The sequence below is a fragment of the Zoogloea dura genome, from assembly GCF_012927165.1.
GTDB lineage: Bacteria > Pseudomonadota > Gammaproteobacteria > Burkholderiales > Rhodocyclaceae > Zoogloea > Zoogloea dura.
In genome coordinates, this window is the sequence record NZ_JABBGA010000034.1 from 1 (window position 1) to 20,861 (window position 20,861).

General features: G+C 63.4%; 23 protein-coding genes and 1 pseudogene. 11 read left to right on the forward strand and 13 right to left on the reverse strand.

The window, feature by feature from the left end:
- The 3 genes and pseudogenes from HHL15_RS23525 to HHL15_RS23535 form a co-directional block, all read right to left on the reverse strand.
- A pseudogene (locus HHL15_RS23525) lies at nucleotides 1-267 on the reverse strand (amidohydrolase family protein); the annotation flags it as partial.
- Nucleotides 268-473: 206 nt separating this feature from the next.
- Nucleotides 474-1,115, reverse strand: a complete 642-nt coding sequence (locus HHL15_RS23530; RefSeq protein WP_206198947.1) for a TetR/AcrR family transcriptional regulator — start codon at nucleotides 1,113-1,115, stop codon at nucleotides 474-476.
- A 1-nt stretch (nucleotide 1,116) separates the two neighbouring features.
- On the reverse strand, nucleotides 1,117-1,917 hold the full coding sequence (locus HHL15_RS23535) for an SDR family NAD(P)-dependent oxidoreductase (protein WP_169148251.1): 801 nt from the start codon (nucleotides 1,915-1,917) through the stop codon (nucleotides 1,117-1,119).
- A 125-nt stretch (nucleotides 1,918-2,042) separates the two neighbouring features.
- Here HHL15_RS23535 and HHL15_RS23540 point away from each other — a divergent pair, with 125 nt between their 5' ends.
- Nucleotides 2,043-2,792, forward strand: coding sequence for a DUF2889 domain-containing protein (locus tag HHL15_RS23540; protein ID WP_169148252.1), 750 nt, complete (start codon nucleotides 2,043-2,045; stop codon nucleotides 2,790-2,792).
- Between the two features lie 68 nt (nucleotides 2,793-2,860).
- Here the strand turns inward: HHL15_RS23540 and HHL15_RS23545 are convergent, their stop codons facing one another.
- From HHL15_RS23545 to HHL15_RS23580, 8 genes are all read right to left on the reverse strand, one after another.
- Nucleotides 2,861-3,193, reverse strand: coding sequence for a c-type cytochrome (locus HHL15_RS23545; RefSeq protein ID WP_169148253.1), 333 nt, complete (start codon nucleotides 3,191-3,193; stop codon nucleotides 2,861-2,863).
- A gap of 107 nt (nucleotides 3,194-3,300) precedes the next feature.
- Nucleotides 3,301-4,536 carry an NAD(P)/FAD-dependent oxidoreductase gene (locus HHL15_RS23550; protein ID WP_169148254.1) on the reverse strand — a complete coding sequence of 412 codons (1,236 nt, stop codon included), beginning with the start codon at nucleotides 4,534-4,536 and terminating at the stop codon, nucleotides 3,301-3,303.
- A gap of 39 nt (nucleotides 4,537-4,575) precedes the next feature.
- Nucleotides 4,576-4,896: a 2Fe-2S iron-sulfur cluster-binding protein gene (locus tag HHL15_RS23555; RefSeq protein ID WP_169148255.1), complete on the reverse strand. Its 321-nt coding sequence runs from the start codon at nucleotides 4,894-4,896 to the stop codon at nucleotides 4,576-4,578.
- 31 nt (nucleotides 4,897-4,927) lie between these two features.
- Complete coding sequence (locus HHL15_RS23560) at nucleotides 4,928-6,208, reverse strand: MFS transporter (RefSeq protein ID WP_169148256.1); 1,281 nt, start codon at nucleotides 6,206-6,208, stop codon at nucleotides 4,928-4,930.
- 84 nt (nucleotides 6,209-6,292) lie between these two features.
- Nucleotides 6,293-6,856: an aromatic-ring-hydroxylating dioxygenase subunit beta gene (locus HHL15_RS23565; protein ID WP_169148257.1), complete on the reverse strand. Its 564-nt coding sequence runs from the start codon at nucleotides 6,854-6,856 to the stop codon at nucleotides 6,293-6,295.
- 36 nt (nucleotides 6,857-6,892) lie between these two features.
- Nucleotides 6,893-8,284 (reverse strand): aromatic ring-hydroxylating dioxygenase subunit alpha, encoded by a 1,392-nt coding sequence (locus HHL15_RS23570; RefSeq protein WP_169148258.1) that lies wholly within the window; start codon nucleotides 8,282-8,284, stop codon nucleotides 6,893-6,895.
- 69 nt (nucleotides 8,285-8,353) lie between these two features.
- Nucleotides 8,354-9,346 carry a fumarylacetoacetate hydrolase family protein gene (locus HHL15_RS23575; RefSeq protein WP_169148259.1) on the reverse strand — a complete coding sequence of 331 codons (993 nt, stop codon included), beginning with the start codon at nucleotides 9,344-9,346 and terminating at the stop codon, nucleotides 8,354-8,356.
- A 9-nt stretch (nucleotides 9,347-9,355) separates the two neighbouring features.
- The gene (locus HHL15_RS23580; protein WP_169148260.1) at nucleotides 9,356-10,054 is read right to left on the reverse strand and encodes an SDR family NAD(P)-dependent oxidoreductase; all 699 of its coding nucleotides are present in this window, start codon (nucleotides 10,052-10,054) and stop codon (nucleotides 9,356-9,358) included.
- A gap of 160 nt (nucleotides 10,055-10,214) precedes the next feature.
- Between HHL15_RS23580 and HHL15_RS23585 the strand changes: the two genes are divergently transcribed.
- From HHL15_RS23585 to HHL15_RS23630, 10 genes are all read left to right on the forward strand, one after another.
- Nucleotides 10,215-10,613: a Zn-ribbon domain-containing OB-fold protein gene (locus HHL15_RS23585; protein ID WP_169148261.1), complete on the forward strand. Its 399-nt coding sequence runs from the start codon at nucleotides 10,215-10,217 to the stop codon at nucleotides 10,611-10,613.
- A complete protein-coding gene (locus HHL15_RS23590; protein WP_206198948.1) occupies nucleotides 10,610-11,803 on the forward strand; it encodes a thiolase family protein in 1,194 nt (397 codons plus the stop codon). Before HHL15_RS23585 ends, HHL15_RS23590 begins: the two co-directional genes overlap by 4 nt.
- A 35-nt stretch (nucleotides 11,804-11,838) precedes the next feature.
- A complete protein-coding gene (locus HHL15_RS23595; protein ID WP_169148262.1) occupies nucleotides 11,839-12,696 on the forward strand; it encodes a cache domain-containing protein in 858 nt (285 codons plus the stop codon).
- A gap of 173 nt (nucleotides 12,697-12,869) precedes the next feature.
- The gene (locus HHL15_RS23600) at nucleotides 12,870-13,703 is read left to right on the forward strand and encodes an IclR family transcriptional regulator (RefSeq protein WP_169148263.1); all 834 of its coding nucleotides are present in this window, start codon (nucleotides 12,870-12,872) and stop codon (nucleotides 13,701-13,703) included.
- A 122-nt stretch (nucleotides 13,704-13,825) separates the two neighbouring features.
- Nucleotides 13,826-14,062 carry a ferredoxin gene (locus tag HHL15_RS23605; RefSeq protein WP_169148264.1) on the forward strand — a complete coding sequence of 79 codons (237 nt, stop codon included), beginning with the start codon at nucleotides 13,826-13,828 and terminating at the stop codon, nucleotides 14,060-14,062.
- Between the two features lie 91 nt (nucleotides 14,063-14,153).
- Nucleotides 14,154-14,912: an SDR family NAD(P)-dependent oxidoreductase gene (locus tag HHL15_RS23610; RefSeq protein ID WP_169148265.1), complete on the forward strand. Its 759-nt coding sequence runs from the start codon at nucleotides 14,154-14,156 to the stop codon at nucleotides 14,910-14,912.
- A gap of 88 nt (nucleotides 14,913-15,000) precedes the next feature.
- Entirely contained in the window at nucleotides 15,001-15,951 is a 951-nt protein-coding gene (locus HHL15_RS23615) for a VOC family protein (protein ID WP_169148266.1), read from the forward strand.
- Nucleotides 15,948-16,838, forward strand: a complete 891-nt coding sequence (locus tag HHL15_RS23620; RefSeq protein WP_169148267.1) for a fumarylacetoacetate hydrolase family protein — start codon at nucleotides 15,948-15,950, stop codon at nucleotides 16,836-16,838. The genes HHL15_RS23615 and HHL15_RS23620 overlap by 4 nt, the downstream gene beginning before the upstream one ends.
- A gap of 43 nt (nucleotides 16,839-16,881) precedes the next feature.
- Nucleotides 16,882-17,898 (forward strand): universal stress protein, encoded by a 1,017-nt coding sequence (locus tag HHL15_RS23625; protein WP_169148268.1) that lies wholly within the window; start codon nucleotides 16,882-16,884, stop codon nucleotides 17,896-17,898.
- Nucleotides 17,899-17,905: 7 nt separating this feature from the next.
- Entirely contained in the window at nucleotides 17,906-19,486 is a 1,581-nt protein-coding gene (locus HHL15_RS23630; protein WP_169148269.1) for an MFS transporter, read from the forward strand.
- Here HHL15_RS23630 and HHL15_RS23635 read toward each other — a convergent pair.
- Together HHL15_RS23635 and HHL15_RS23640 are read right to left on the reverse strand one after the other, a co-directional pair.
- On the reverse strand, nucleotides 19,483-19,698 hold the full coding sequence (locus tag HHL15_RS23635) for a hypothetical protein (protein ID WP_169148270.1): 216 nt from the start codon (nucleotides 19,696-19,698) through the stop codon (nucleotides 19,483-19,485). The two genes, HHL15_RS23630 and HHL15_RS23635, sit on opposite strands and share 4 nt — an antisense overlap.
- A gap of 230 nt (nucleotides 19,699-19,928) precedes the next feature.
- The gene (locus HHL15_RS23640; RefSeq protein ID WP_169148271.1) at nucleotides 19,929-20,861 is read right to left on the reverse strand and encodes an electron transfer flavoprotein subunit alpha/FixB family protein; all 933 of its coding nucleotides are present in this window, start codon (nucleotides 20,859-20,861) and stop codon (nucleotides 19,929-19,931) included.

Below are 20,861 nucleotides of genomic sequence, written 5' to 3' on the forward strand. Positions count from 1 at the left end.
GGCGTTTTGTCCGGCGGCGTCCATGCCGGCCAGGCGGGTCTTCGGGTCACGCCAGCGGGCCATGTAGTCCTGCACGTTCAGCGCCTGCCCTTCGGCCTTGGCTTTGCGCAAGGCCGCTTTGCGCTCCGGGGCGCCCAGGCTGAGGATCCAGTCGCCCACCCGCAGCTTGATGTCACCGTCGGGTTGCGATTCGAAGGCCGGGCCCCAGTACGGGTCCTGGTCGTAGTAATCCGGGTGCGGGGCGTGGGCGTGCAGGTCGATCAGCATGGTCAGCGGGCCTTTCTCAGGGGTGGGGGCGTGAGTGGCAACGCGCACCTCAACGACCGGAGCACGCGCACCGACCCCACGGAAAAACCACCCTCCGTCAGAAAGCCTGCGTCTTTGTCTCCTGCCGCCGGGCACTCATGCGTTGCCTCGATTCGTCAGAAACATCATGCACAAAATAAACACAAAAGGCAAATGTGTTTATATATCTAACTAAATTCATTGCTCATGAAGCCAAGCCGCCGGGACACCAGTCCAAGAATCAAGCTTTCGATACGCGAGGAACGCTCACGCTGTGTCGGCCCCCTCGGGGCCAACTGCTCACTGAGCACGTAACGGATCATCATCTCGCACACCAGCTCCCGATCAATGCGGATACCCAAGCGGGCATCCCAGGCATCGAAGACGATCGCCAGTACGTCCTGCAGGCGCAGCACCGAGTCGTGGAAGATGCGCTGAAAAAAACCAAGCGCGTACTCTGGCGCCACCTTGAGAAGACGACGGGCCTGCCCACTTTCCAGGTAGGCCTCCAGATACGCCACCACCGCCCGAAAACGGCTATCGGGATCTTCCGTCACTTGGGCAGCCACGAGCAGCGCCGAATGGAAGTTATCCCGCTTATGGCAGGAAAAGGCATCAAGCAGATCACCCTGGGACGAAAAGTAGCGATAGAAGGTGCCACGGGACACCTCAGCCTTCTCGCACACTTCAAGAATCGAGACACGGTCGGAACCTGAGCGAAGGATGATGTCCTCCGTCGCTGCCAGGATCGTTGCTATCGTTTCCTCCGAACGCCGGTTACGGCGTCCTGCCCCATCCCCCACGCCTTTACGGCCGGCAATAGCCCCCATTTCAGTACTCGCGCACCGGTACGTCACGAGGGCGCGAGTTGTAGCCAGGAAGGTGCAGGCCACCATCAACGTGAATCGCCTCCCCAGTCATGTAGCAGGACAGCTCACTGGCCAGGAAGAGCACTGCAGGGGCAATATCGGCCTCTGGATCACCACTGCGACCCAGCGGACGTAAAGCCGCCGAAGCTTCAGCAAAGCCCGGATTCTCGGCTGCGAGCTTGTGAAAGGTCGCACCCATTGCCGTGGGGGCAATGGCATTGACGGTAATGTTGAAGCGCCCCCATTCAGCTGCAGCGCTGCGTGTCAGGCCGAGGATGCCGGCCTTGGCGGTGTTGTAGTCGGCATGCAGCCAAGCACCGGTATCCACATCGATAGAGTAGAAATTGACGACTTTGCCACCGCCCCGCAACTTCATGTGTGGAAGTGCCGCCTGCATCGCCCACCAAGATGCCCATACCGTGGACTTCAGCGTCCGCTCGAGCATCTCATCGGTCTTGTCTTCCATGCGCACGTTGGGCGACGGCACAAAGGCGTTGTTCACAAGAATGTCGAGGCCACCAAAGTGGCTGGCCGCCGCATTCACGGCGGCCACAACGCTTTCCTTCGAGGTCACGTCAGTGCGCACGAACAGTGCCCTGCCGCCCAACTCCTCCAGTTCGCAGACAACCTGCTCGCCGCTGGCCACATCAATCTCCGCGACAACCACCGCCGCACCTTCGCGGGCAAAACGTCGCGCCACGCCCTTGCCAATGCCGCCACCAGCGCCGGTAATCAGGGCAATCTTGCCTTCAAGTAGTCCCATATCCCCCTCCTTTATTTTATAAACACAAACTCTGTTAATGTTCACATATTGGCAAGACAACGGATCGCTGTCTATAGCCGGCAAAAGATTCTCCCCACCCATACAGAGCGAAAAGCGCACCCGACATGCAGGCCTTCAGACGCAGGATAGAAATCCGCTCGCGGAGCACCACGACGGGAGGCGAAGTACGTGCCGCCCTGGAAGACGACTTCCACCATTTCCGCGTCACGGTGCGCCATAAAGACGGCATCGTCAGCGCCGTCGAGGGCGCCTCGCCACGTCATCCGTTTACCGCTTGTCCCGCCGCCGCCGGGCAACTGCAGGCACTGCAGGGCATGGCGCTGACCACCGTTGCCAGCAGCGTCACCCGCCATGTGGAAGACGCCAGCGAGCAATGCACCCACCTGCTCGATCTGGCGGGCCTGGCCATCGCCACGGCTGCAGTCGGGCTGGCCCGGCGCTGCTACGAGATCGACGTCCCCCGCGAAAACGGGCACGTCACCGCCGCCCACCTGCTGCGCGACGATGCTTACCGGCTCGACTGGAAACTCGACGGCGGACGCATTGCCGGTCCCCCCCCCTTTGCGGGTGTCAGCCTGCACGAAGGCTTCGCCCGCATGGCGCTGAGCACCCTGCCACCCGATCAGGCCGAAGCGGCAATCGTCCTGCGGCGCTGTGCAGTGATCGGCGCCGGCCGCCTCAAGAACATCGACCTGGAACCCCACGCCAAGCCCGCCGGTCGCTGCTACGCGCAGCAGCCGGCACGGGCGCCCCTGGCGATCCGCATCGTTGGCTCGACGCTGGATTTTTCAACCAGGGCAAGCGCCCTGTGCGAGGGCGACGCGCGCTGGCTGGCCTTCGCCACCGAAACCTGAAGCTCAAAACAGCAAGGCCTCCACGACAGGAAGCGTCGTGGAGGCCTTGCCCCAAAGTCAGCCGGGCCTTACTGCGCCAGCACCCAGCGCACCAGAACCCGCGCTTCGTCTTCGCTGACGGCCACGCGGGCCCCCGGCGACGGCATCTTCTTGGTTCCCCAGTGGAAGCCGCCCGCATCCGGCGAACCCTTCACAACCGTCTTGACCAGCATATCCTCGGCCTGAGCCTTGCCCTTGTACTTTTTGGCCACGCTCTTGAAGGCCGGCCCGACCACTTCCTTGTCGAGGGCATGACAGCTCATGCATTCCCTGGCCTTGGCCAGGTCGGCCCCCTCGTCGGCACGGGCTGACCCCGAGGCCATTACCAGTCCGGCAAATACGCCGATCCACAGCTTTTTCATCGTCTCCGCTCCTATTTTGTTGTCCCGAAATACAGCGTGCCGGGCCAGGCCCGACACGCCCGCTCCGAAAGCCGGCAGGCTTCTGGATTCTTTGCACAGCGCCAGGATCAGTCCCGGTTGGCGGCTTCCCACACTTTCAGCTCAAAGCCGGGGGCCGCAGCCTCCGCCGGCGTCAGGCGGGGAGGACGAGCCAGGATCTTGCGTGCCGCCATGTGATCGCCGGGTCGGTTGCAGGACTCCACGGCCACCAGTTGGTCCTGACGAAAGCACAGCACGGACAACTGATTGCTCTCCGGAGCACCGAGCATCACGGTGCTGTCACAGCCATTCGACAAGCCGGCGATCTGCAGCTTGAGCGTCCCCTGATCCGTCCAGAACCACGGCAGCGCGGTATAGGGCGCCGGCTTGCCGACAAGACGGGCCGCAATCGCTCGGCCTTGGTCCACCGCGTTCTGCACCGACTCCAGGCGCAGGAGCTTCTGATCGTTGTGGATGCACGGAAAGGCCGCCACATCACCCAGCGAAGAAATGTGCGGATCGCTGGTTAGCAGCGTGCTGTCGACGGTGATCCCGTTGTCGATGTCGAGACCGGCCTCGAGGGCCAGCTGGAGGTTGGGAATCACGCCAATCCCATACACAACCAAGTCGGCCAGCAGGCGCTTGCCCTCAACGGTTTCCACGCCGCAGACCTTGCCGCCCTCGGTGAGGATGTGGCCGATACCCTGGCGGAAATCGAAATGCACGCCCCAGCCCTCGTGGGCGCAGCGGAACAGCTCCGACATTTCCCGCGACACGGCACGCGCCATCGGCCGGTCGCCCAGCTCCAGCACATGCACGGTCGCGCCATTGGCGGCGGCCACTGCGGCGAACTCCAGGCCGACAAAACCAGCCCCCACCACCACCACGTTGCGGGCCTCCTTGACCAGCGGCGCCAAGGCGTCGGCGTCGGCCTTGGTCTTGATGCCGAAGACACCCTGCGCTTCGGCACCCGGCACCGCCAGCGGCCGGTTATGAGCCCCCATGGCCAGCACCAGGTGGTCGTAATCCACGCTGCGCCCGGAGGCCAGGCGCACCTGGCGGTTGTTACGGTCCACCGCCACGGCCTGGTCGTGCACCAGCTCAATGTTCTGCTGGGTGTAGAAATCCTCCGGCCGGAACAGCAGCGCCGTGGCGCTGATCTTGCCGAGCAGGTAGGCCTTAGAAAGGGGCGGCCGCTGGTAGGGCAGGCCGGGTTCGTCGCCAATCAGGGTGATGTTGCCCTGATAGCCCTCCTGACGCAGGGAAGCGGCGACCTGGAAGCCGCCCTGCCCCGCACCGACGATCACAACCGAGTTGAGCGCCATGGTGTCTGTCTCCGATATTTTTATGGATGCGCGGCTGGCTCAGTACTGGGAGGCCGGCAGGCGGATCAGCAAGCCGTCCATGCCTTCGGCAATCACCAGCTGACAGCTCAGACGACTGTTGGCGCGACGCTCGGTGACGTTGTCGAGCATGTCCACCTCGGTACCTTCTGCGGGCGGAAAGCGTTCCACCCAGGCCTCATCCACATAGGCGTGGCAGGTGGCGCAGCTGCAGGCACCACCACAGTCGCCCTGGATGCCGGGCAGCATGGCGAAGGTGGCAGCCTGCATGACGGACTGGCCGACTTCGCCGTGTACTTCGTGGGTTGTGCCGCTGTGTTCGATGAAAGTAAGGGTTGGCATGGTTTCGACTCCGATAAAAGTAGGCGGGTGCTCAAGAGCGGCCGGCAAGCGCAACCACCCCGCCAAACCCGGGGTCACGTCCCAGGGTAAGCAGAAGCGCCGGTCCGACGAGGGAACACACGAAGCAGTAGCTCAGCATCGCGGTGTAGGAAGCGGTGTAACTGAACAGCGCGGCAAACAGCAGCGGCGCCAGGGCCGAGGCCACGGTGTTGAGGCCCTGATGCACACCAAACAGGCGGCCGTATTCGCGCAGGCCGAAATAGCGAGCGATCAGGAAGGCGGCAATGTCGAACTCGGCCCCTGCCCCAAAACCAACCAGCACGGCCGCCAGGCCAAGCAGCGGCAGATCGTTGCTGCCATTCATGTAGATCAGGCAGCCCAGCGCCGGCAGAAACAGGCTCACTGCAGCAACGCCCGGTGGCCACATGCGATCGAGCAGATAGCCCACCACCACGCGGCCGAAGATCAGCGAAACGCCGAAGCCGCCAAAGATCAGGCTCGCGTCGGCGCCCGACAAGCCCCTGTCGCGCAGCATCGGAATGGTGTTGGTAACCATCCCGACGATGGCCGAGATCACCAGTGCCAGCGCCACGTTACAGATCCAGAAACGCCGCGACACCAGCCCTTCGCGCAGGGACATGCCCTCCAGCCACACATGCGGCGCCACCTTGCCGTCATCGGCGGCACGGGCCGGCGCATCGTCGATGGGCAAGCGGAACCAGATCAGCACCAGGGGCAGCAGCAGGCCAAGATTGAGCACCGCAAGGATCACGAAGGCTGCCCGCCAGTCCCAGCGCTCAATGCCCCAGGCCATCAGACGCGGCACGACGGCCGCGGTGATGCCGGTGCCCGACAGGCCGATGGCCAGCGCCAGCCCCCGATTGCGCACGAACCATAGGTTGAGCAGCTGGGTCCAGGTCACCGCCAGCGAGCCCATGCCGATGATCGGCAGCAGCGCAAAGGCAAGGTAGAGCGACCACACCGATCCACTGATCAGCGTCGTGGCCAGGTAGCCAAGGGCAATCAGCAGCAGTGACGCCACCACCACCCGACGCATGCCGAAGCGCAGGTTGATCCAGCCGACCACCTGCAGGGACAGCACGGCCCCCCCGAACAGAAAAGTCACCGCCACCTGCAGTTCGCTGCGGCTCCAGCCGAAGGCCTGCTGGAGGGGAATCACCAGCGTGCCGAAACCATAAAGGAGCGCCGCGTTGATGCTGATGGCGACGCCGACGATGGACAGGACCAGCACCCGCCAGCTGTGTTTGAACTCGGTGAAATCGATGCTCGCCAAGCCGATGGGAGAACCCATGGACCATGCCCTCCACAAGAATTTGGATGGACAGCCCCTGTCACCGACCATCAGGCCGTGACAAGGGTGTTCCCGCTGTGCTGCTTAAAGGAAGATCGCCAGATTGGGCGTACCGAGCACGGCCTGGTCGAGGATTACCTCGCGGCGTGCCAGCTTCAGTTGGCCGTCCACCAGGCGCAGCACGTCGTTCCGCTCGCCGCTGATCAGGTCGAGATCGGGGCTGTCGAAGCGGCTGCGGGTCAGCAGTAGGTAACTCACCACGGCCAGCTCGCCTTCCACACCGGTGGTGCTTACCTGCACGTTGGTCACCAGCCGGCGGGTACGTGACGGGGGATCTTCGGCCCAGGCGCTCTTGGTTTCGGTGAGGCGCATGATCCGGCCCATGATCGAGCGGTAGTCATCATGGTAGTGCTGGACCGTGCGGATGATGGAGGCCGCATGCTGGGCCATCGGCCGGGTCTGGCGCAGGGGCACGGTGTAGATCAGTTCCGGGCTAAGCAGCGCGCTCCACTCCTTGAGCCTGATGGCGTCGAGGAGGCTGGCCTCCCGGTACAGAAAGCCGAGAACCTGGTTATAGGTATCGGAACCGATGGGCACGCACTCGCCCTGGGCGAGGTCGGCGGTGGGCAGGGCTTGGGTTGCAGTCATGAATTCGCTCCTTGTAGATGGACGTAGGCCAGGGGGTCAGGCGTTGGCGAGCATCAGCTCGTGCCAGTGCAGCCACCAGTGCCACTGGGTGTCATCCTTGGTGAAGCCTTCATTGACAATGCCCGGACCCGGCCAGCCTTCCGGCGCTCCGGTGGCATAGACGGCCTGGTACTTGAGCGTGGATTTGCGGCCGCGGGCACCCTTGGCGGCAGTGGTCATGTGCGGCCAGGTGTCGGAGTCGTCCTGCTCGACCATCCCGGAGGTACCGAAGAGCTGGATGCTCTGGCGCAGCATCTTTTCCTTCAGCTCCTGCGGGGTGTCCTTCTCGGCCAGCACCCAATTAACGAACTCCAGCTGGTCCGGCCCCTTGGGCACATAGGCGTGCAGCAGGGTCAGGCCAAGCACCGTGCCGTCGGACTGGGGAATGTACACAAAGGCAAACAGCACGTTGGGGAAGATGCCGCCCACCTGCGGCGGCATCGAGACCAGCACCTTCAACTGGTCTTCGCTCAGCTTGCGCTTCAGCTGGGGCACCATCTCGCGAGTCACACCCGGCGGCGGCAGGGCGTCCAGCTTCTGGTCAACGCTCAGCACATCCGGATCGAGGCCGGTCAGTTTGCGGATCTTGCGGCCCAGGTCGATGCAGCGCAGTGCGTGGCCGTGGGGTGAGCTGACTTCGACACCGATCATCTCGGGGCTCAGGTCGGCACCACCCTCCTGGCCGCTCTTGGCGTAGTTGCCCACTTCACCGAGCCAGCGGTGCAGGGTCAGGGTGTGGAAACCATCGGCGGCGGACTGTTCGCCAGCAGTCTTCCAGTTGGCCCGGACGACGAAGCGCTGCGGCGGTCCAAGCACCTCAAGGCCCTTGTCGGAGCGCTGAAAAAGAATATCGAAATACCACTTGGCGTCACCGAGGAAGTCCTCGAACGACTCGCCCTCGTGATCCCAGGTAGCGAAGATGAGGCCGCCGTAGAGGGTCACCCGGGCCTGTTCCAGGCTGAGTTCGGCCTTGCTCATCATCGTGCCGTGCATGCATTCCTTCTCCACCGGGGAGGCTAGGAAGTCACCGTTGGGACGGAAGGCCCAGCCGTGGTAGATGCACTTGTGGATCGGTGTATTACCCGCATCCACAGTGGAAATCTTCATGCCCCGATGCGGGCACACGTTAAGGGAAACACTGATCTGGTCATTCTTGCCGCGAGCCACGATCACCGAATCCGACCCCATGTCACGCACGATGAAATCGTTCTCGGCGGGGATTTCGGTTTCATGGCCAAGGAGCAGCCAGCTATGCCCGAAGACCCGCTGCATTTCCAGGTCGTAGATCTCATGGTCCGACAGGGCCCGCATCTGCACTTCGCGGGTGTCGACCTTGATCAGATCCTCGATTTTCGTGCCGTCGGACAGCACATTCCTTGTGGATGTCAAAGCTCTCTCCTTTGGGTTTGCTCGCTCGGGGAGCGAATGGGTTTATTGTTTTTTTGGCAGGTACTGCGCTTACGCCACAGGCTTCGTCATGCGGGTACGCAATAGGCCGATGCCGTCGATTTCCAGCTCGATCACGTCGTCGGGCTTGAGGAAGCGCAGTTGTTCTAGGCCACACCCGTTGCCCACCGTGCCCGAGCCCAGCACTTCGCCCGGGTAGAGAGTTTCTGAACGGGAGATGTGGGCAATCAGGTCCTCGAACTGCCAGCGCATGTCACGGGTGTTGCCACGGCCCCACTCCTCGCCATTCACGCGGGCGATCATGTTCAGGTCGTAGGGGTCACCAATCTCGTCGGCGGTGACCAAGCAAGGCCCCATCACGTTGCCGGTGTCGAAATCCTTGCTCTTGGCGGGTCCGAGCATGCCGACCATCTCGATGGCCTGGGCATCGCGGGCACTCATGTCGTTGAAGATGGTGTAACCGAGGATGTAATCACGAGCCTTGTCGCGCGGAATGTCCCTGCCCTTCCTGCCGATGTAGCAGGCCAGCTCCAGCTCGAAGTCCATGGCCTTGCTGTACGACGGCCAGATCACGTCGTCATCGGGGCCGATCACGGCGAAGCGGTTGCCCTTGTAGTAGATGGGCTGCCGGTTGAAGGTGTCGACAACCCGGTCGTCGGCGCGGGTGTTCATGGCCTTGAACGCGGCTTCCGGGTCCGGCTCGCGGGCCACGCGCATGCGGCGGGCGGCGGCGAAGCTCTGGCGCAGGTGCAGCTCGAAACAGGAGCAGTCGCGGATCTGCGGCGGTGGCTGGATGGGGGCACACAGATGCACATCGGCGCGCGCCAGCACGGCACTCGCCGGGGTGCGCTGCACCAGGGCGCGCGCCGCATCGAGGGCGCCCTCCCCGGCTTCCACCAGCGCCAGCACACTGGTGAATTCCGGCCGGGAACGGCCATGGATGGCTTCGCTGGCGAGCTGCAGGTCGAGCACCAGCTGGTCTTTTTCGAGCAGGGCGCCGGCACGTTGAAAACCGCCGGCATCACGGTAGGTGACAAGTCTCATGGGGTCTCCTCAGACGCGGCCACAGACCGGAATCAATGCGCCGGTGACCGCCGAGGCGTCATCCGACAGCAGGAAGGCGATCACAGCCGCCAGCGCAGCGGCGCTGACCCAACGGGTGGCATCGGCATCGGGCATGTCGGCACGGTTGGTGGGCGTGTCGATGATGCTCGGCAGCACCGCATTGACGGTGACACCCTTGTCCTTGAGTTCTTCGGCAAGAGCTTCGGTGAGCCGCGCCACACCGGCCTTGGAAGCCGCATAGGCGCCCATGCCGGTGGCGGCCTTGCTGGCCGCCAGGGCGCCGACATTCACCAGGCGACCCGCACCCTTGGCCAGCAGATGCGGCAACACGGCCTGGGACGCCACCACCGCGGTGCGCAGGTTCATGCTGTACATGCGATCCCAGGATTCGATGCTGCCGGCCTCGACGGTTTCCCACACAAAGCCACCGGCCACGTTAACCAGCGCATCAATGCCTCCGAGCTCCCCGGCGATACGGGAAAAGGCGGCGCCAGCCGACTCGGGGCTGCCCAGATCCACGCCGCCGAGGGCCAGGGCCACATCCGGCAAGGCCTGTGCCGGAACGGCGGAGCGGTCTACGAGGACGACGCGGGCACCCTCCTTCACCAGCTTCGCCGCCAGCGCACCGCCAAGGAAGCCGAAGCCTCCGGTAACAACGACAGTGCGGCCTGTGAGCGTTTGAGTCATGGTCGATCCTTGATGTGGCGTTGCAGGGGAAACGGTCCGAAACATCTTTTGAGAGCGGACCTGACGTGAAAACTTTAGACAGATTTTTGTTATCTGTCTATATGTGGATGCTAGAATTAAATTCCGAAGACAGATAACAACGCCCCGGAGACCAAGGACCATGGCCCGCAAACTCCCCGCACTGAACCCTGACAACTCGGCCTTCTGGCAGGGTGGCGCAGAGGGCACGCTGAACATGCACCACTGTCAGGGCTGCCAGCGCTACTTCCACCCGCCGGCACCGATCTGCCCGCGCTGCCTGAGCCAGGACGTGGGGCCGCGCCCGGTGAGCGGCCGCGGCAAGGTGCTCAGTTACACCATCAACCACCAGCGCTGGAACGCCGACGTCGAGATGCCCTATGTAGTGGCCATCATCGAGCTGGCCGACCAGCCGGGCCTGCGTCTGGTCAGCAACATCGTCGGCATGCCGGTGGATGAGGTGCACATCGACATGCCCGTGCGGGTCACCTTCAGCCAGGTCGAGGATGTCTGGCTGCCATTTTTTGAGAGGGAGGCATGATGTTCGACCGCCTGTTTGAGAAGGATGTGGCCATCAGCGGTATCGGCCAGTCCGAGGTTGGCCGCCCATCCGGCCTGTCGGCCATGCAGCTGACCCTCGACGCAGCCCTGGAAGCCATTGCCGACGCCGGCCTGAGCCGCGACGATATCGACGGTGTAGCCTGCTGGCCCGGTGACAACAACAATGGCGATGCCTTTTCGCCAGTCGGCCCGAACGCGCTGATCAGCACCCTCGGGCTCAAGGTGAACTGGTTCGGTGGCGGCTACGAAGGCCCGGGTCCGCTGGCTGGCGTGATCAACGGTGCCATGGCGATTGCCAGCGGTCTGTGCAAGCACGTGCTGGTGTTCCGCACCATCACCGAAGCCAGCAGACGCCTTACTGACAAGACCGCCAGCGCCCTGACCAACAAGACCATCGGCCGCGACAGCAGCTTTTTCTGGCAGTGGTACACACCCTTCAATGTGCTGTCGGGCATCAACCTGATGGCCATGTACGCGCAGCGCCATTTTCACGAGTACGGCACGCGCCCCGAGCAGTTGGCCCAGATCGCCATGACCTGCCGCGCCAACGCCGCCCTCAACCCGAAGGCGGTGTACCGCACACCCATGAGCCTCGACGACTATATGAGCTCGCGGATGATCTCGACGCCGCTGCGCATGCTCGACTGCGACGTACATTGCGATGCGTCGACGGCCATCGTGCTGTCACGCATTGATGCCGCCCGGGGTGGCCCGAACCCGCCGATTCGCCTGGAAGCCATCGGCGCGGCCCTGCACCAGCCGTGGTCGTGGGACCAGATCGACCTGACCGCAATGGTCACCGGCGAAGTGGCCCGCATGATGTGGTCACGCACCGACCTGAAGCCTTCCGACCTGGGCTCAGCGCAGCTCTATGACGGCTTCTCGATCCTGACGATGATCTGGCTCGAAGCCCTCGGCCTGTGCCCCCTCGGCGAGGGCGGACGCTTTATCGAGGGTGGTCACAACATTGCCCGCGACGGGGTGATCCCCATCAACACCAACGGCGGCCAGTTGTCCGGCGGTCGTACCCACGGGCTGGGTTACGTTCATGAAGCCTGCACCCAGCTGTGGGGTCGGGCGGGCGAGCGTCAGCTCAAGGCACACCGCGCGTCGGTGGTCGCCGCCGGCGGTGGCCCGCTGGGCGGCAGCGTATTGCTGGTCCGGGAATGAAGGTCGACACCACCCCCGCCATAAAAGGAATTCCCATGAAAAAGATCCTTGCCCGCCTCATAGTGCTGCTTGGCTGCACGATCCTGCTGCCGGCCCGCGCAGAACCGCCCATCGCCACCCGCACCGAAATCGATGCCGGGCGCGCCCAGGTGCTGCTCGGCCAGGCTGTCGAGCATTACCGCGCAGTCGGTGACACAGCCCTGGCCGAATTCGGCCGCCAGGGGCGCTTCATCGACAAGGAACTCTATGTTTACGTGCTCGCCAGCGACGGCACCATGCTCACCAGCGGCGGCTCCTCGGCTTCGCTGATCGGCCGCAACGTCAGTGCCATGCGCGATGTGGCCGGCAAGCCCTTCTTTGCCGAAATGCTCGAAATCGCCAAGACCCGCGGCAGCGGGCACGTGGAATACCGCTGGCTGAATTGGGTGGACAACACCGTGCAGCGCAAGCAGGCCTACTTCGAGCGAGTGAATGAGCGCGTATTGGCCGTGGGCTACTACCTGCCCCGCACCAGCCCGGCCCAAGCCAAAGCCTTCCTCGAGCAGGCGGCAACAGCCATGCGCGCAGCGCCCGACGAAGCCATCAAGGAGTTCAACAAGCTTGGGGGACGCTTTGTTCAGGACGACCTCTACGTATTCGTGATCGACATGAAATCCGGCCACTTCGTCGCTCACGGTGTGCAGCCACGCCTGATAGGCACCGACGGGCTGGAACTGAAGGACGCCACCGGCCAGCCCATCATCCGCAACATCCTGAAAATGGCCCAGACACGTAAACAAGGCGAACTCGACTACCTGTGGCCCAACCCGGTCACCAAGAAGAGTGAAGCAAAACGTACCCTCTTCCAGGTCGTCGGCAGCCACGTTGTCGCCGTGGGCTACTACCACCAGTAGCGTTCCCCACCTCCCTCGGCCCGAGACAAAACGGGCTTTTTTGACCCGCTTCGGCGGGTTTCTTTTTTTCCTGCCGTTCACGGGGAAAATTCTTCCTGCGAGAATTTTAATTCTCCATATAGAATGACGGCTCTGATTTAACATCTCCAACTCTGCTCGCCCAGTCCGGCCCCATGAAAACAGACCTGAACGACAACAGCGCTGACAATTTTTTTGCGGACGATGACGGGAGCAGTCAGGAAGGTGGCAACCGCGGTGGTAACGGTGTGATGGTCAAGCCCATCATCAACGCCATCCGCATTCTGCGTCACCTGACCGAAACCGCCACGCCTGAACGGGCGGCGGACCTGGCGCGGCTGCTGTCGATCAACCCGAGCACCTGCTTCAACATCCTGCGCACGCTGGTGGCAGAGGAGATTGTCGAATTCGATCGTCGCGCCAAGACCTATTCGGCTGGCCTGGGCCTGGCCAAGCTGGTCGGCAACATGGTAACCGAAGGCCAGCGCCTGGAAGCCGCACGGCCGCTGATGCAGGAGTTCGCAGCGCGCTTCGGTGTGACCGTCACCCTTTGGCGGCGCATGGGCACCGACCGCATCGTGCTGGTCAGCTCGGAAACCAGTCCGGCCGACCTGCGCATCGACATGGCCGCCGGGCAGCGCCTGCCGATGCTGATGGGTGCCAGCGGGCGCCTGTTTGCGTCCCGGCTCGACCTCAGCGATACAGAGATCCGCGCCGTATTCGACAAGATCCGCTGGGCCCGCCCCCTCAGCTTCGAGACTTACCTGCAGGAAGTCGAGCAATGCCGCCAGCAGGGCTGGTCAGTGGATGACGGTTACTTTTCGGCCGGCATCATGGTCATCGCCGCGCCGGTGTGCGACCGCAACGAGAACATCGCCTACACGGTTTCGGCGGTGATGTTCCGCGGCCAATACGATGAGGCCGGCGTCGAGATCGTCGGCCAGGCCATTCGTGAGCTGGGCCAGAAGCTCAGTACGATGCTCTTCTGAACGACGCCTCCCTGGCCCTTGGGAGACGCCGTTTTTAGCTCACTAAATAGTGACACTTTTTTGTTTTCTGTGCATAATCGTTGCAGCAGCTTGGTGCTGCGTTCGACTGTGAGGAGACAAAAATGAACAACCCTGAAAATGCCGAAAAGGCACTGCATCGTGTCACGGCAGAGCGCAGCAAGTGCTGCGGTTACGGCCTGTGCGCCGCCATTTGCCCGGAAGTCTACAAGCTCGATGCGGACGGCTTGGTCTATCTGGACAGCGAATTCGTCCCGGCCGGTTTCGAGGAAGCTGCTATTGAAGGCGCTGCCGCCTGCCCGGCCGAAGCCCTGATCGTCGAAGCCCCTAGCGGCACCTGACATTCCCTTAAATCCATCGCCAACTGCAGGCCCGGCATCGTCTGGGTCCGCAGGCGCAGTCACGCGCTGGCATCGCTTCAGGGGGCATCCCATGGCACGTCTCTCAGGCAAGGTCGTACTCATTACAGGCACCGGTGGCGGACAGGGGCGCGAGGCAGCCCTGCGTTTCGCCCGGGAAGGCGCCATCGTCGTCGGCTGCGATGTGGACGCCACCGGCCACCAGGCCACCCGCTCATTGCTCCAGGCCGAAGGCCTCGAGTTACATGGCCAGGCACCCGTCGACCTGGGCGATCCGGAACAGGCCCGTGACTGGGTTGACACCGCCGTCGCTGCCCACGGTCGCATCGACATTCTCTACAACAACGCCTCGGCAGCCAGGTTCGGCCCGGTGGGCGAGTTCTCCATCGAGGACTGGCACTACACGATCCGGAACGAGCTCGACCTGATCTTCTTCACCACCAAGTACGCCTGGGCGCACCTGACGGCAAGCAAGGGCGTGGTGATCAACATCGCCTCCACCGCGGCCTGGGGTGGCTCGCGGGTGGCCGGCATCTCGGCCCATTCGGCGGCCAAGGGGGCGGTGGTGTCGTTTACCCGCCAGCTGGCCATCGAGGGCGCACCACGCGGCATCCGGGCAGTGAGCATCAGCCCGGGCTTCATCGTTACGCCGGGCACCGCCGCTTTTGTCGACGACCCGAAGATCCGCGCCGCGCTCCTCGACGGGGTTCCGATGGACCGGCCCGGCCTGCCCGCCGAGGTCGTTGCGCTGGCCCTCTTCGTGGCCTCCGACGAAGCCTCTTTCATGACCGGCTCGGACCTGGTCGTGGATGGCGGCCTGCTCGCCCACTGAATCCACGCAGAAGGCTCCACCAGAAAAGCCTCGCCATAAAGCGCACCCAACGGTTGATTCCACTCTGAACCCACCAAGGAATAAAACAATGGACATCATCGGCATCGGCTATCTCGGCTTCGAAACCACCAAACTGGACGAGTGGCGCGAGTACGGCCCGCAGGTCATGGGTTTCGGCATCGGCAACACGCCGGAGAGCGACCCCGACTCCCTGTATTTCAAGATGGACGACCGCCGCCACCGGCTGGCCTTCCATCCGGGCACGATCGACCGCATCGCCTACATCGGCTGGGAGGCCCGCGGTCGCCTGGCCTTCAATGCCGCGGTCGAGAAGTTTCGCGCCGCCGGCGTGGATATCACCGTGGGCGATACCGAGCTGTGCGAGACCCGCGGCGTCAAGGAGCTGATCCGCTTCCGCGACCCGGTCGGCTACCAGCACGAGTTGTTCTATGCGCAAAAGTGGACGCCCCGCTCCTTCACCCCGGGCCGCAACCACGGCGGCTTCGTGTGTGACGAGCGCGGTGTCGGCCACGTGGTGCTGATCACCCCGGAATACACCCCGGAGCTGGAGCATTTCCTGACCGGCATCATGGGCTTCCACTGGTACGGTTCCGGCGCCGGCAAGGGCAAGACCGGCTTCTTTCGCTCAAAGCTCAACAACTTCACCAGCCACGACATTGCCTACGGCTTTGGCCCGGGGCGCATGGGCGTACAGCACGTGGGCGTCTTCGTGAAGAGCCTGCGCGACGTGGGCGAAACCCTGGACATCGTCAAGGCACGCAATCTGCAGTTGCAGATGACCCTCGGCCAGCACACCCAGGACCCGCACGCGTCCTTCTATCACTTCAACCCGTCGGGCTTTGCCTTTGAGACCATCACCGAACTCGAACCCTGGCAGGGCGATGCCTTCGAGCTGAACCCCGAGAAGCTCAGCACCTGGGGCCACGAGATCGTCGGGCCGATCCTCGGGCCGAGTGTGCGCACACCGGAAGAACTCCTCGAACCTGCGTATCTGGCGCGAAAGAAGAGCAAGGCATGAAGATCGCGCGGGTCGCCGATGCTGACGGCGACCGCTTCTGGGCGCTGATCGATGTCGATGCCGGACTCGCCCGGCGGATCGGCGCGCCGTTTGCCGCATGGGCGCCGCTCGCCGCAGCGGGTGACGAGGCCGCCCTCGGCCTCGCGCCCGAACCCGTACCGCTGGCGAGCCTGCAACTGCTCGCCCCCCTCGAACCCGGCGCGCGGGTCTTTGGCGTCGGGCTCAACTATCTCAGCCACCTGACCCGCCTCGGGCGTACCCAGGCACCGCCCCATACCATTGCCTACATCAAGCCGGAATCGGCCATCGTCGATCCAGGCGGTGAGATCGCCTACCCGCCAGTCACCACCCAGCTGGATTTCGAGATCGAACTGGTGGCGGTGATCGCCCGCCCATTGGGCAACGCCGAACACGCCAGCACTTGCCTGCTCGGCTACACCGTCGGCAACGACATCAGCGCCCGCGACGCGGGCAAACAGCTTGGCTCCCTCGACCTGTTCACCCAGAAGGCCCTCGACCGCAGCGCCCCCGTCGGTCCATGGATAGCGACCCTCGATGCCTGCGGCGGCCCGGGCCAGCCTGATCTGGCGATGCGCCTCTCCATCAATGGCGAGCTGCGTCAGCAGGACCGCACTTCCCACATGATCTTCAGCCTCGACGAGCTCCTCGACTTCGTAGATGCGCGGGTCGCCCTGCGTCCGGGCGACCTGCTGTTCACCGGCTCGACCTGCGGTGTCGGCCTCGAGGACGGGCGCTTCCTTCAGCCCGGCGACCGCATCGAAGCGGAGATCGAAGGCATTGGCCTGCTCGCCAACCGAGTTGGCGCGCCGCGGGTGCTGCCGCCTGAACGCCGCAAGGGGCGGCTCGGCCTGCCGCTGGCTGCCTGATCCATCACATCAACCCCGCACGCAGACATTTCTGGAGGCCACGATGTACAGCCATATCCTCGTACCCACCGACGGCACGGCCCTCTCGGTACACACCGTCACCAAGGCGGTGGAGTTCGCCCGTACCGTCGGCGCCCGCATCACTTTTTTCTACGCTGATCCGGACGCCTCGGCCTCCCTCACCGACGACGCCGCCCTGCTCAAGCTGATCGCTCCCGACACCTACCGGGACGACTACAGCGGACGAGCCCGTGAAATCCTCTCCAAGGCCGCCGTGTCGGCAGGCGCTGCGGGTATCGAATGCGAGACGGTCAGCCGCACCAGCACGCGCCCCCATGCGGCGATCCTGGCGGCCACCGACGAACTCGGCTGCGACCTGATCTTCATGTCCTCCCACGGCCCGCGCAGCTTCGGCGGCGTGATGCTGGGCTCGGAAACCCTCAAGGTGCTGGTCGGCGCCAAGGTGCCGGTGCTGGTCTCATCGGTCGAAAAGAACGACCCGGCGCCAGCAATGAACATGGTCACCTCGATCATGAAGGACGAGCACCGCAGCATCGCCGTGGTGGCCTACGGCCTGCGTACCTTCGCCCGTGGGCTGCAGGAAAACCGGCCGGTGGATTTCGACCTGCTCAAGTCCATGCTCGGTTATCTGCGCGCCTTCCCGTCGAAGCTGCACCACCCGAAGGAAGAGGCCTACCTATTCAAGAAGGTGCAGGAGCGCACCGCCGAACTCGACCCGCTGATCACAGAACTCCAGCGTCAGCACCGGGAGGGGGACGCCGCACTGCATGCGCTGGTCGAGGCTATCGAAACCCTAGGCACCGCCACGCCAGACGAACGCATCGCCTTTGTGACCCGACTGGAGAGCTTCGCCGGTGAGCAGCTCAAGCATATCGGGATGGAGGAAAACCGAATCATGCCAGCAGCATCCCGCTGCCTGCTGCCCGAAGACTGGGCGACCATCGCCCGCGCCTTTGGTGAAAATGGCGATCTGCGCTTCGCTGAAGAAACCCGCGAGAGCTTCCGTCGCCTGTTCTCGCGCATCGCCAACCTCCAGTGACTCCCCGATGAGCGGCCCCTCGGCATGGGCACCTCTTCGTCATCGCCCATTTCGCGCCCTTTGGCTGGCTACGGTAGTCGCCAACTTAGCCGTTTGGATGCAGAACATTGGCGCCGCCTGGATGATGACCGAGCTGGCTGCGTCACCATTGATGGTGGCCCTAGTGCAAACCGCCATGGCGCTGCCGGCATTCGTCCTCGGCATGCCCAGCGGCGTGATCGCCGACCTGATGGACAAACGCCGCTTGCTGCTCATCACCCAGGGACTGGCCCTGCTGTCGATGATTTTGCTGTGCATCCCGGCGCTGGTGGGTAATCTCGGTCCGGTGGCGCTGCTGGCTTACACCTTCGCCCTCGGTTCAGCGAGCGCCCTCAGCATGTCGGCCTGGCTGGCGTGCACCATTGAGCACGCCCCGCCCGGACAAACTGCCGCCGCCATTGCACTGGGCACGGTGTCCCCGAACATCGCCCGGGTTCTTGGCCCGGCGCTGGCCGGCGCGATCATCGCCCGGGTCGGCACACCACTACTTTTTGTGCTGGTCTGTGCCTGCATGGCCAGCGTCATCGCCCTGCTGACACGACTCGGCACCACAGCCCCGATCAGCCGTCTTCCCGGCGAGCGCTTTTTCCCGGCCATCGTCAGCGGCCTGCGCTATGTCCGTCACTCTCCCTCACTATGTCGCGATCTGGGCAAAGTCGCTATTTTTTCGACAGCTGGGAGTGCCCTATGGGCCTTGTTGCCACTGATAGCACGCGAGCGCCTCGGACTCGCCGCGGATGGCTACGGCATTCTGCTCGGCTGCCTCGGCGCCGGGGCGGTAGTGGCGGCCCTGCGCTTGCCCGATATGTACCGACGGCACCCGCTGCAGCGCATCGTTTTTGCCGGTGGCATAGCGTTCGCGGCAGTCACGCTGCTCAGTGGGGTCGTTACGAGCCTGACGCTGCTGGGTGTGCTTTATGTAGTGGGTGGCATGGCCTGGATGGCGGTCAATACTACGCTGATGACGGTGATTCAGACCTCCACTGCCCTGTGGGTGAAGGCGCGGGTTGGCTCCATCTATCTGATGTTGATCATGGGCGGCATGGCCATGGGTGGTGTGTTGTGGGGACTGATCGCAGCACGCCTAGGAGTAGCCAGCGCCCTGATCACTGCCGGGCTGGTGATTGCCGCCGGAACCTTCCTGTCGCTGCAGAAGGCGCTGCATCTGGGACGAGAGGAGGACTTCGGCCCTCCCACGCTGACGCTCCGAACCCAGTCAGTGCTGGACATCACGCCCGGCAAAGGACGAGTATGCATTGAAGTGAGCTATCACGTGGCCGAACCACAGCGGGATGAGTTCATCTTGCTGGCACACGCCGTCGGACGCATCCGACGCCGCAATGGCGCCTGCGACTGGCATCTGCAGAGGGATCTGGGACACCCGGGTCACTACACTGAACGCTTCATCGTCGACTCCTGGCTGACCTACCGGCGTCAACAGGAACGCAGCACCGCTGCCGATGCGCTTCAAGAGGAGCGTCTTCAACGCTTTCTTGCCGTGCCAGATCAGTTAGCACGGCACTATCTAATCGAACAAAAGACTTCCTAGCGATGATGGGACAGGGCGGCAAAGAGACCGCCCGCTGCCTCACCCAGGAATGAGCCATGCGCCTCATGCGAAAACATCTCATGCGAGGCGGCACAATGAATCTCCGTAACGCACAGGAACGCCACCTCCCGCTGGATGCGGGTATCGGGCATGTAGGTAAGGCCGGCGCAGCCAATGACGAGTGCAACGGCACGTGCAATTTTGATAACCATCTTGTCTCCTCCTTGACCCCTATGGGGTTCTCTGTCTGAACTACTCTGAATAAACTAGAAGAGAGTTCTAAATGGAGAATAGCTCACTTCTAAAAAAATACAATAATTTTAAATATGTTCAAAAAAATGGCCCATCGGGACAATGCCGATGGGCCGAAAATCTCTCCGGTGGCACGAATGGGAGGAGAGGTAACGCCACCACCAAAGAGAGGTCGCAAAAAAAACGGTGGTCAGATCGCCTGAGTCAGTGCCGGGGCCGCCTCGAACAGATCAGCCACCAGTCCGTAATCGGCCACTTGGAAGATCGGTGCATCCGGATCCTTGTTGATGGCAACAATGACCTTGGAGTCCTTCATACCGGCCAGGTGCTGGATTGCCCCCGAGATGCCGACCGCCAGGTAAAGCTGCGGGGCAACGATCTTGCCGGTCTGGCCGACCTGGAAATCATTGGGCACAAAACCCGCGTCCACGGCCGCCCGGCTTGCTCCCAGCGCCGCGCCGAGCTTGTCGGCAAGGGGTTCGAGCACGCGGCGATAGTTGTCGCCGCTGCCCAGGCCACGGCCCCCCGAAACGATGATCTTCGCCGCACCCAGCTCGGGGCGTTCGCTGCGGGTCAGCTCGCGGTCGACCAGCTTGCACAGGCCCAGCTCAGGGCCCGCGGCGATGGTCTCAACTGCAGCAGCAGTGCCTGCCAAGCCCACCGACTCGAAGGCGGTAGTGCGGATGCTCAGGAACTTGATCGGGTCGATGCTCTTCACTGTCGCCAGGGCGTTGCCAGCGTAGATAGGGCGCACAAAGGTGTCTGTCGATTCGATGCCGACCACGTCCGACACCTGGGCCATGTCACACAGGGCCGCCACGCGGGGCAGCAGGTTCTTGCCTTCTGCGCTGGCCGGCACCAGCACATGACTGTAGCCAGCGGCCAGCCCCCTGACCAGTTCGGCCAGGTTCTCGGCACCACGCTCGGCATACTGCGGTGCATCGCAGAGCAGTACCTTAGTCACACCACTGAGTTGCGCCACCGCCTGGCCCACCGCCGTACAGCCAGCACCAGCCACCAGTACGTGGATTTCGCCTTCTAGATGATGAGCAGCCCCGAGCGTATTGAGAGTCGCCGCCTTGAGGGTTTGATTGTCGTGTTCAGCAATCAACAGAATCGCCAT

Coding starts and splice junctions, on each gene's coding strand:
- HHL15_RS23575 (WP_169148259.1), bottom strand. CDS start 9,346: ATGAGACTTGTCACCTACCGTGATGCCGGCGGTTTTCAACGTGCCGGC.
- HHL15_RS23545 (WP_169148253.1), bottom strand. CDS start 3,193: ATGAAAAAGCTGTGGATCGGCGTATTTGCCGGACTGGTAATGGCCTCG.
- HHL15_RS23620 (WP_169148267.1), top strand. CDS start 15,948: ATGAAGATCGCGCGGGTCGCCGATGCTGACGGCGACCGCTTCTGGGCG.
- HHL15_RS23530 (WP_206198947.1), bottom strand. CDS start 1,115: ATGGGGGCTATTGCCGGCCGTAAAGGCGTGGGGGATGGGGCAGGACGC.
- HHL15_RS23555 (WP_169148255.1), bottom strand. CDS start 4,896: ATGCCAACCCTTACTTTCATCGAACACAGCGGCACAACCCACGAAGTA.
- HHL15_RS23535 (WP_169148251.1), bottom strand. CDS start 1,917: ATGGGACTACTTGAAGGCAAGATTGCCCTGATTACCGGCGCTGGTGGC.
- HHL15_RS23550 (WP_169148254.1), bottom strand. CDS start 4,536: ATGGCGCTCAACTCGGTTGTGATCGTCGGTGCGGGGCAGGGCGGCTTC.
- HHL15_RS23615 (WP_169148266.1), top strand. CDS start 15,001: ATGGACATCATCGGCATCGGCTATCTCGGCTTCGAAACCACCAAACTG.
- HHL15_RS23565 (WP_169148257.1), bottom strand. CDS start 6,856: ATGACTGCAACCCAAGCCCTGCCCACCGCCGACCTCGCCCAGGGCGAG.
- HHL15_RS23640 (WP_169148271.1), bottom strand. CDS start 20,861: ATGGCGATTCTGTTGATTGCTGAACACGACAATCAAACCCTCAAGGCG.
- HHL15_RS23605 (WP_169148264.1), top strand. CDS start 13,826: ATGAACAACCCTGAAAATGCCGAAAAGGCACTGCATCGTGTCACGGCA.
- HHL15_RS23595 (WP_169148262.1), top strand. CDS start 11,839: ATGAAAAAGATCCTTGCCCGCCTCATAGTGCTGCTTGGCTGCACGATC.
- HHL15_RS23635 (WP_169148270.1), bottom strand. CDS start 19,698: ATGGTTATCAAAATTGCACGTGCCGTTGCACTCGTCATTGGCTGCGCC.
- HHL15_RS23540 (WP_169148252.1), top strand. CDS start 2,043: ATGCAGGCCTTCAGACGCAGGATAGAAATCCGCTCGCGGAGCACCACG.
- HHL15_RS23630 (WP_169148269.1), top strand. CDS start 17,906: ATGAGCGGCCCCTCGGCATGGGCACCTCTTCGTCATCGCCCATTTCGC.
- HHL15_RS23585 (WP_169148261.1), top strand. CDS start 10,215: ATGGCCCGCAAACTCCCCGCACTGAACCCTGACAACTCGGCCTTCTGG.
- HHL15_RS23600 (WP_169148263.1), top strand. CDS start 12,870: ATGAAAACAGACCTGAACGACAACAGCGCTGACAATTTTTTTGCGGAC.
- HHL15_RS23625 (WP_169148268.1), top strand. CDS start 16,882: ATGTACAGCCATATCCTCGTACCCACCGACGGCACGGCCCTCTCGGTA.
- HHL15_RS23580 (WP_169148260.1), bottom strand. CDS start 10,054: ATGACTCAAACGCTCACAGGCCGCACTGTCGTTGTTACCGGAGGCTTC.
- HHL15_RS23610 (WP_169148265.1), top strand. CDS start 14,154: ATGGCACGTCTCTCAGGCAAGGTCGTACTCATTACAGGCACCGGTGGC.
- HHL15_RS23590 (WP_206198948.1), top strand. CDS start 10,610: ATGATGTTCGACCGCCTGTTTGAGAAGGATGTGGCCATCAGCGGTATC.
- HHL15_RS23560 (WP_169148256.1), bottom strand. CDS start 6,208: ATGGGTTCTCCCATCGGCTTGGCGAGCATCGATTTCACCGAGTTCAAA.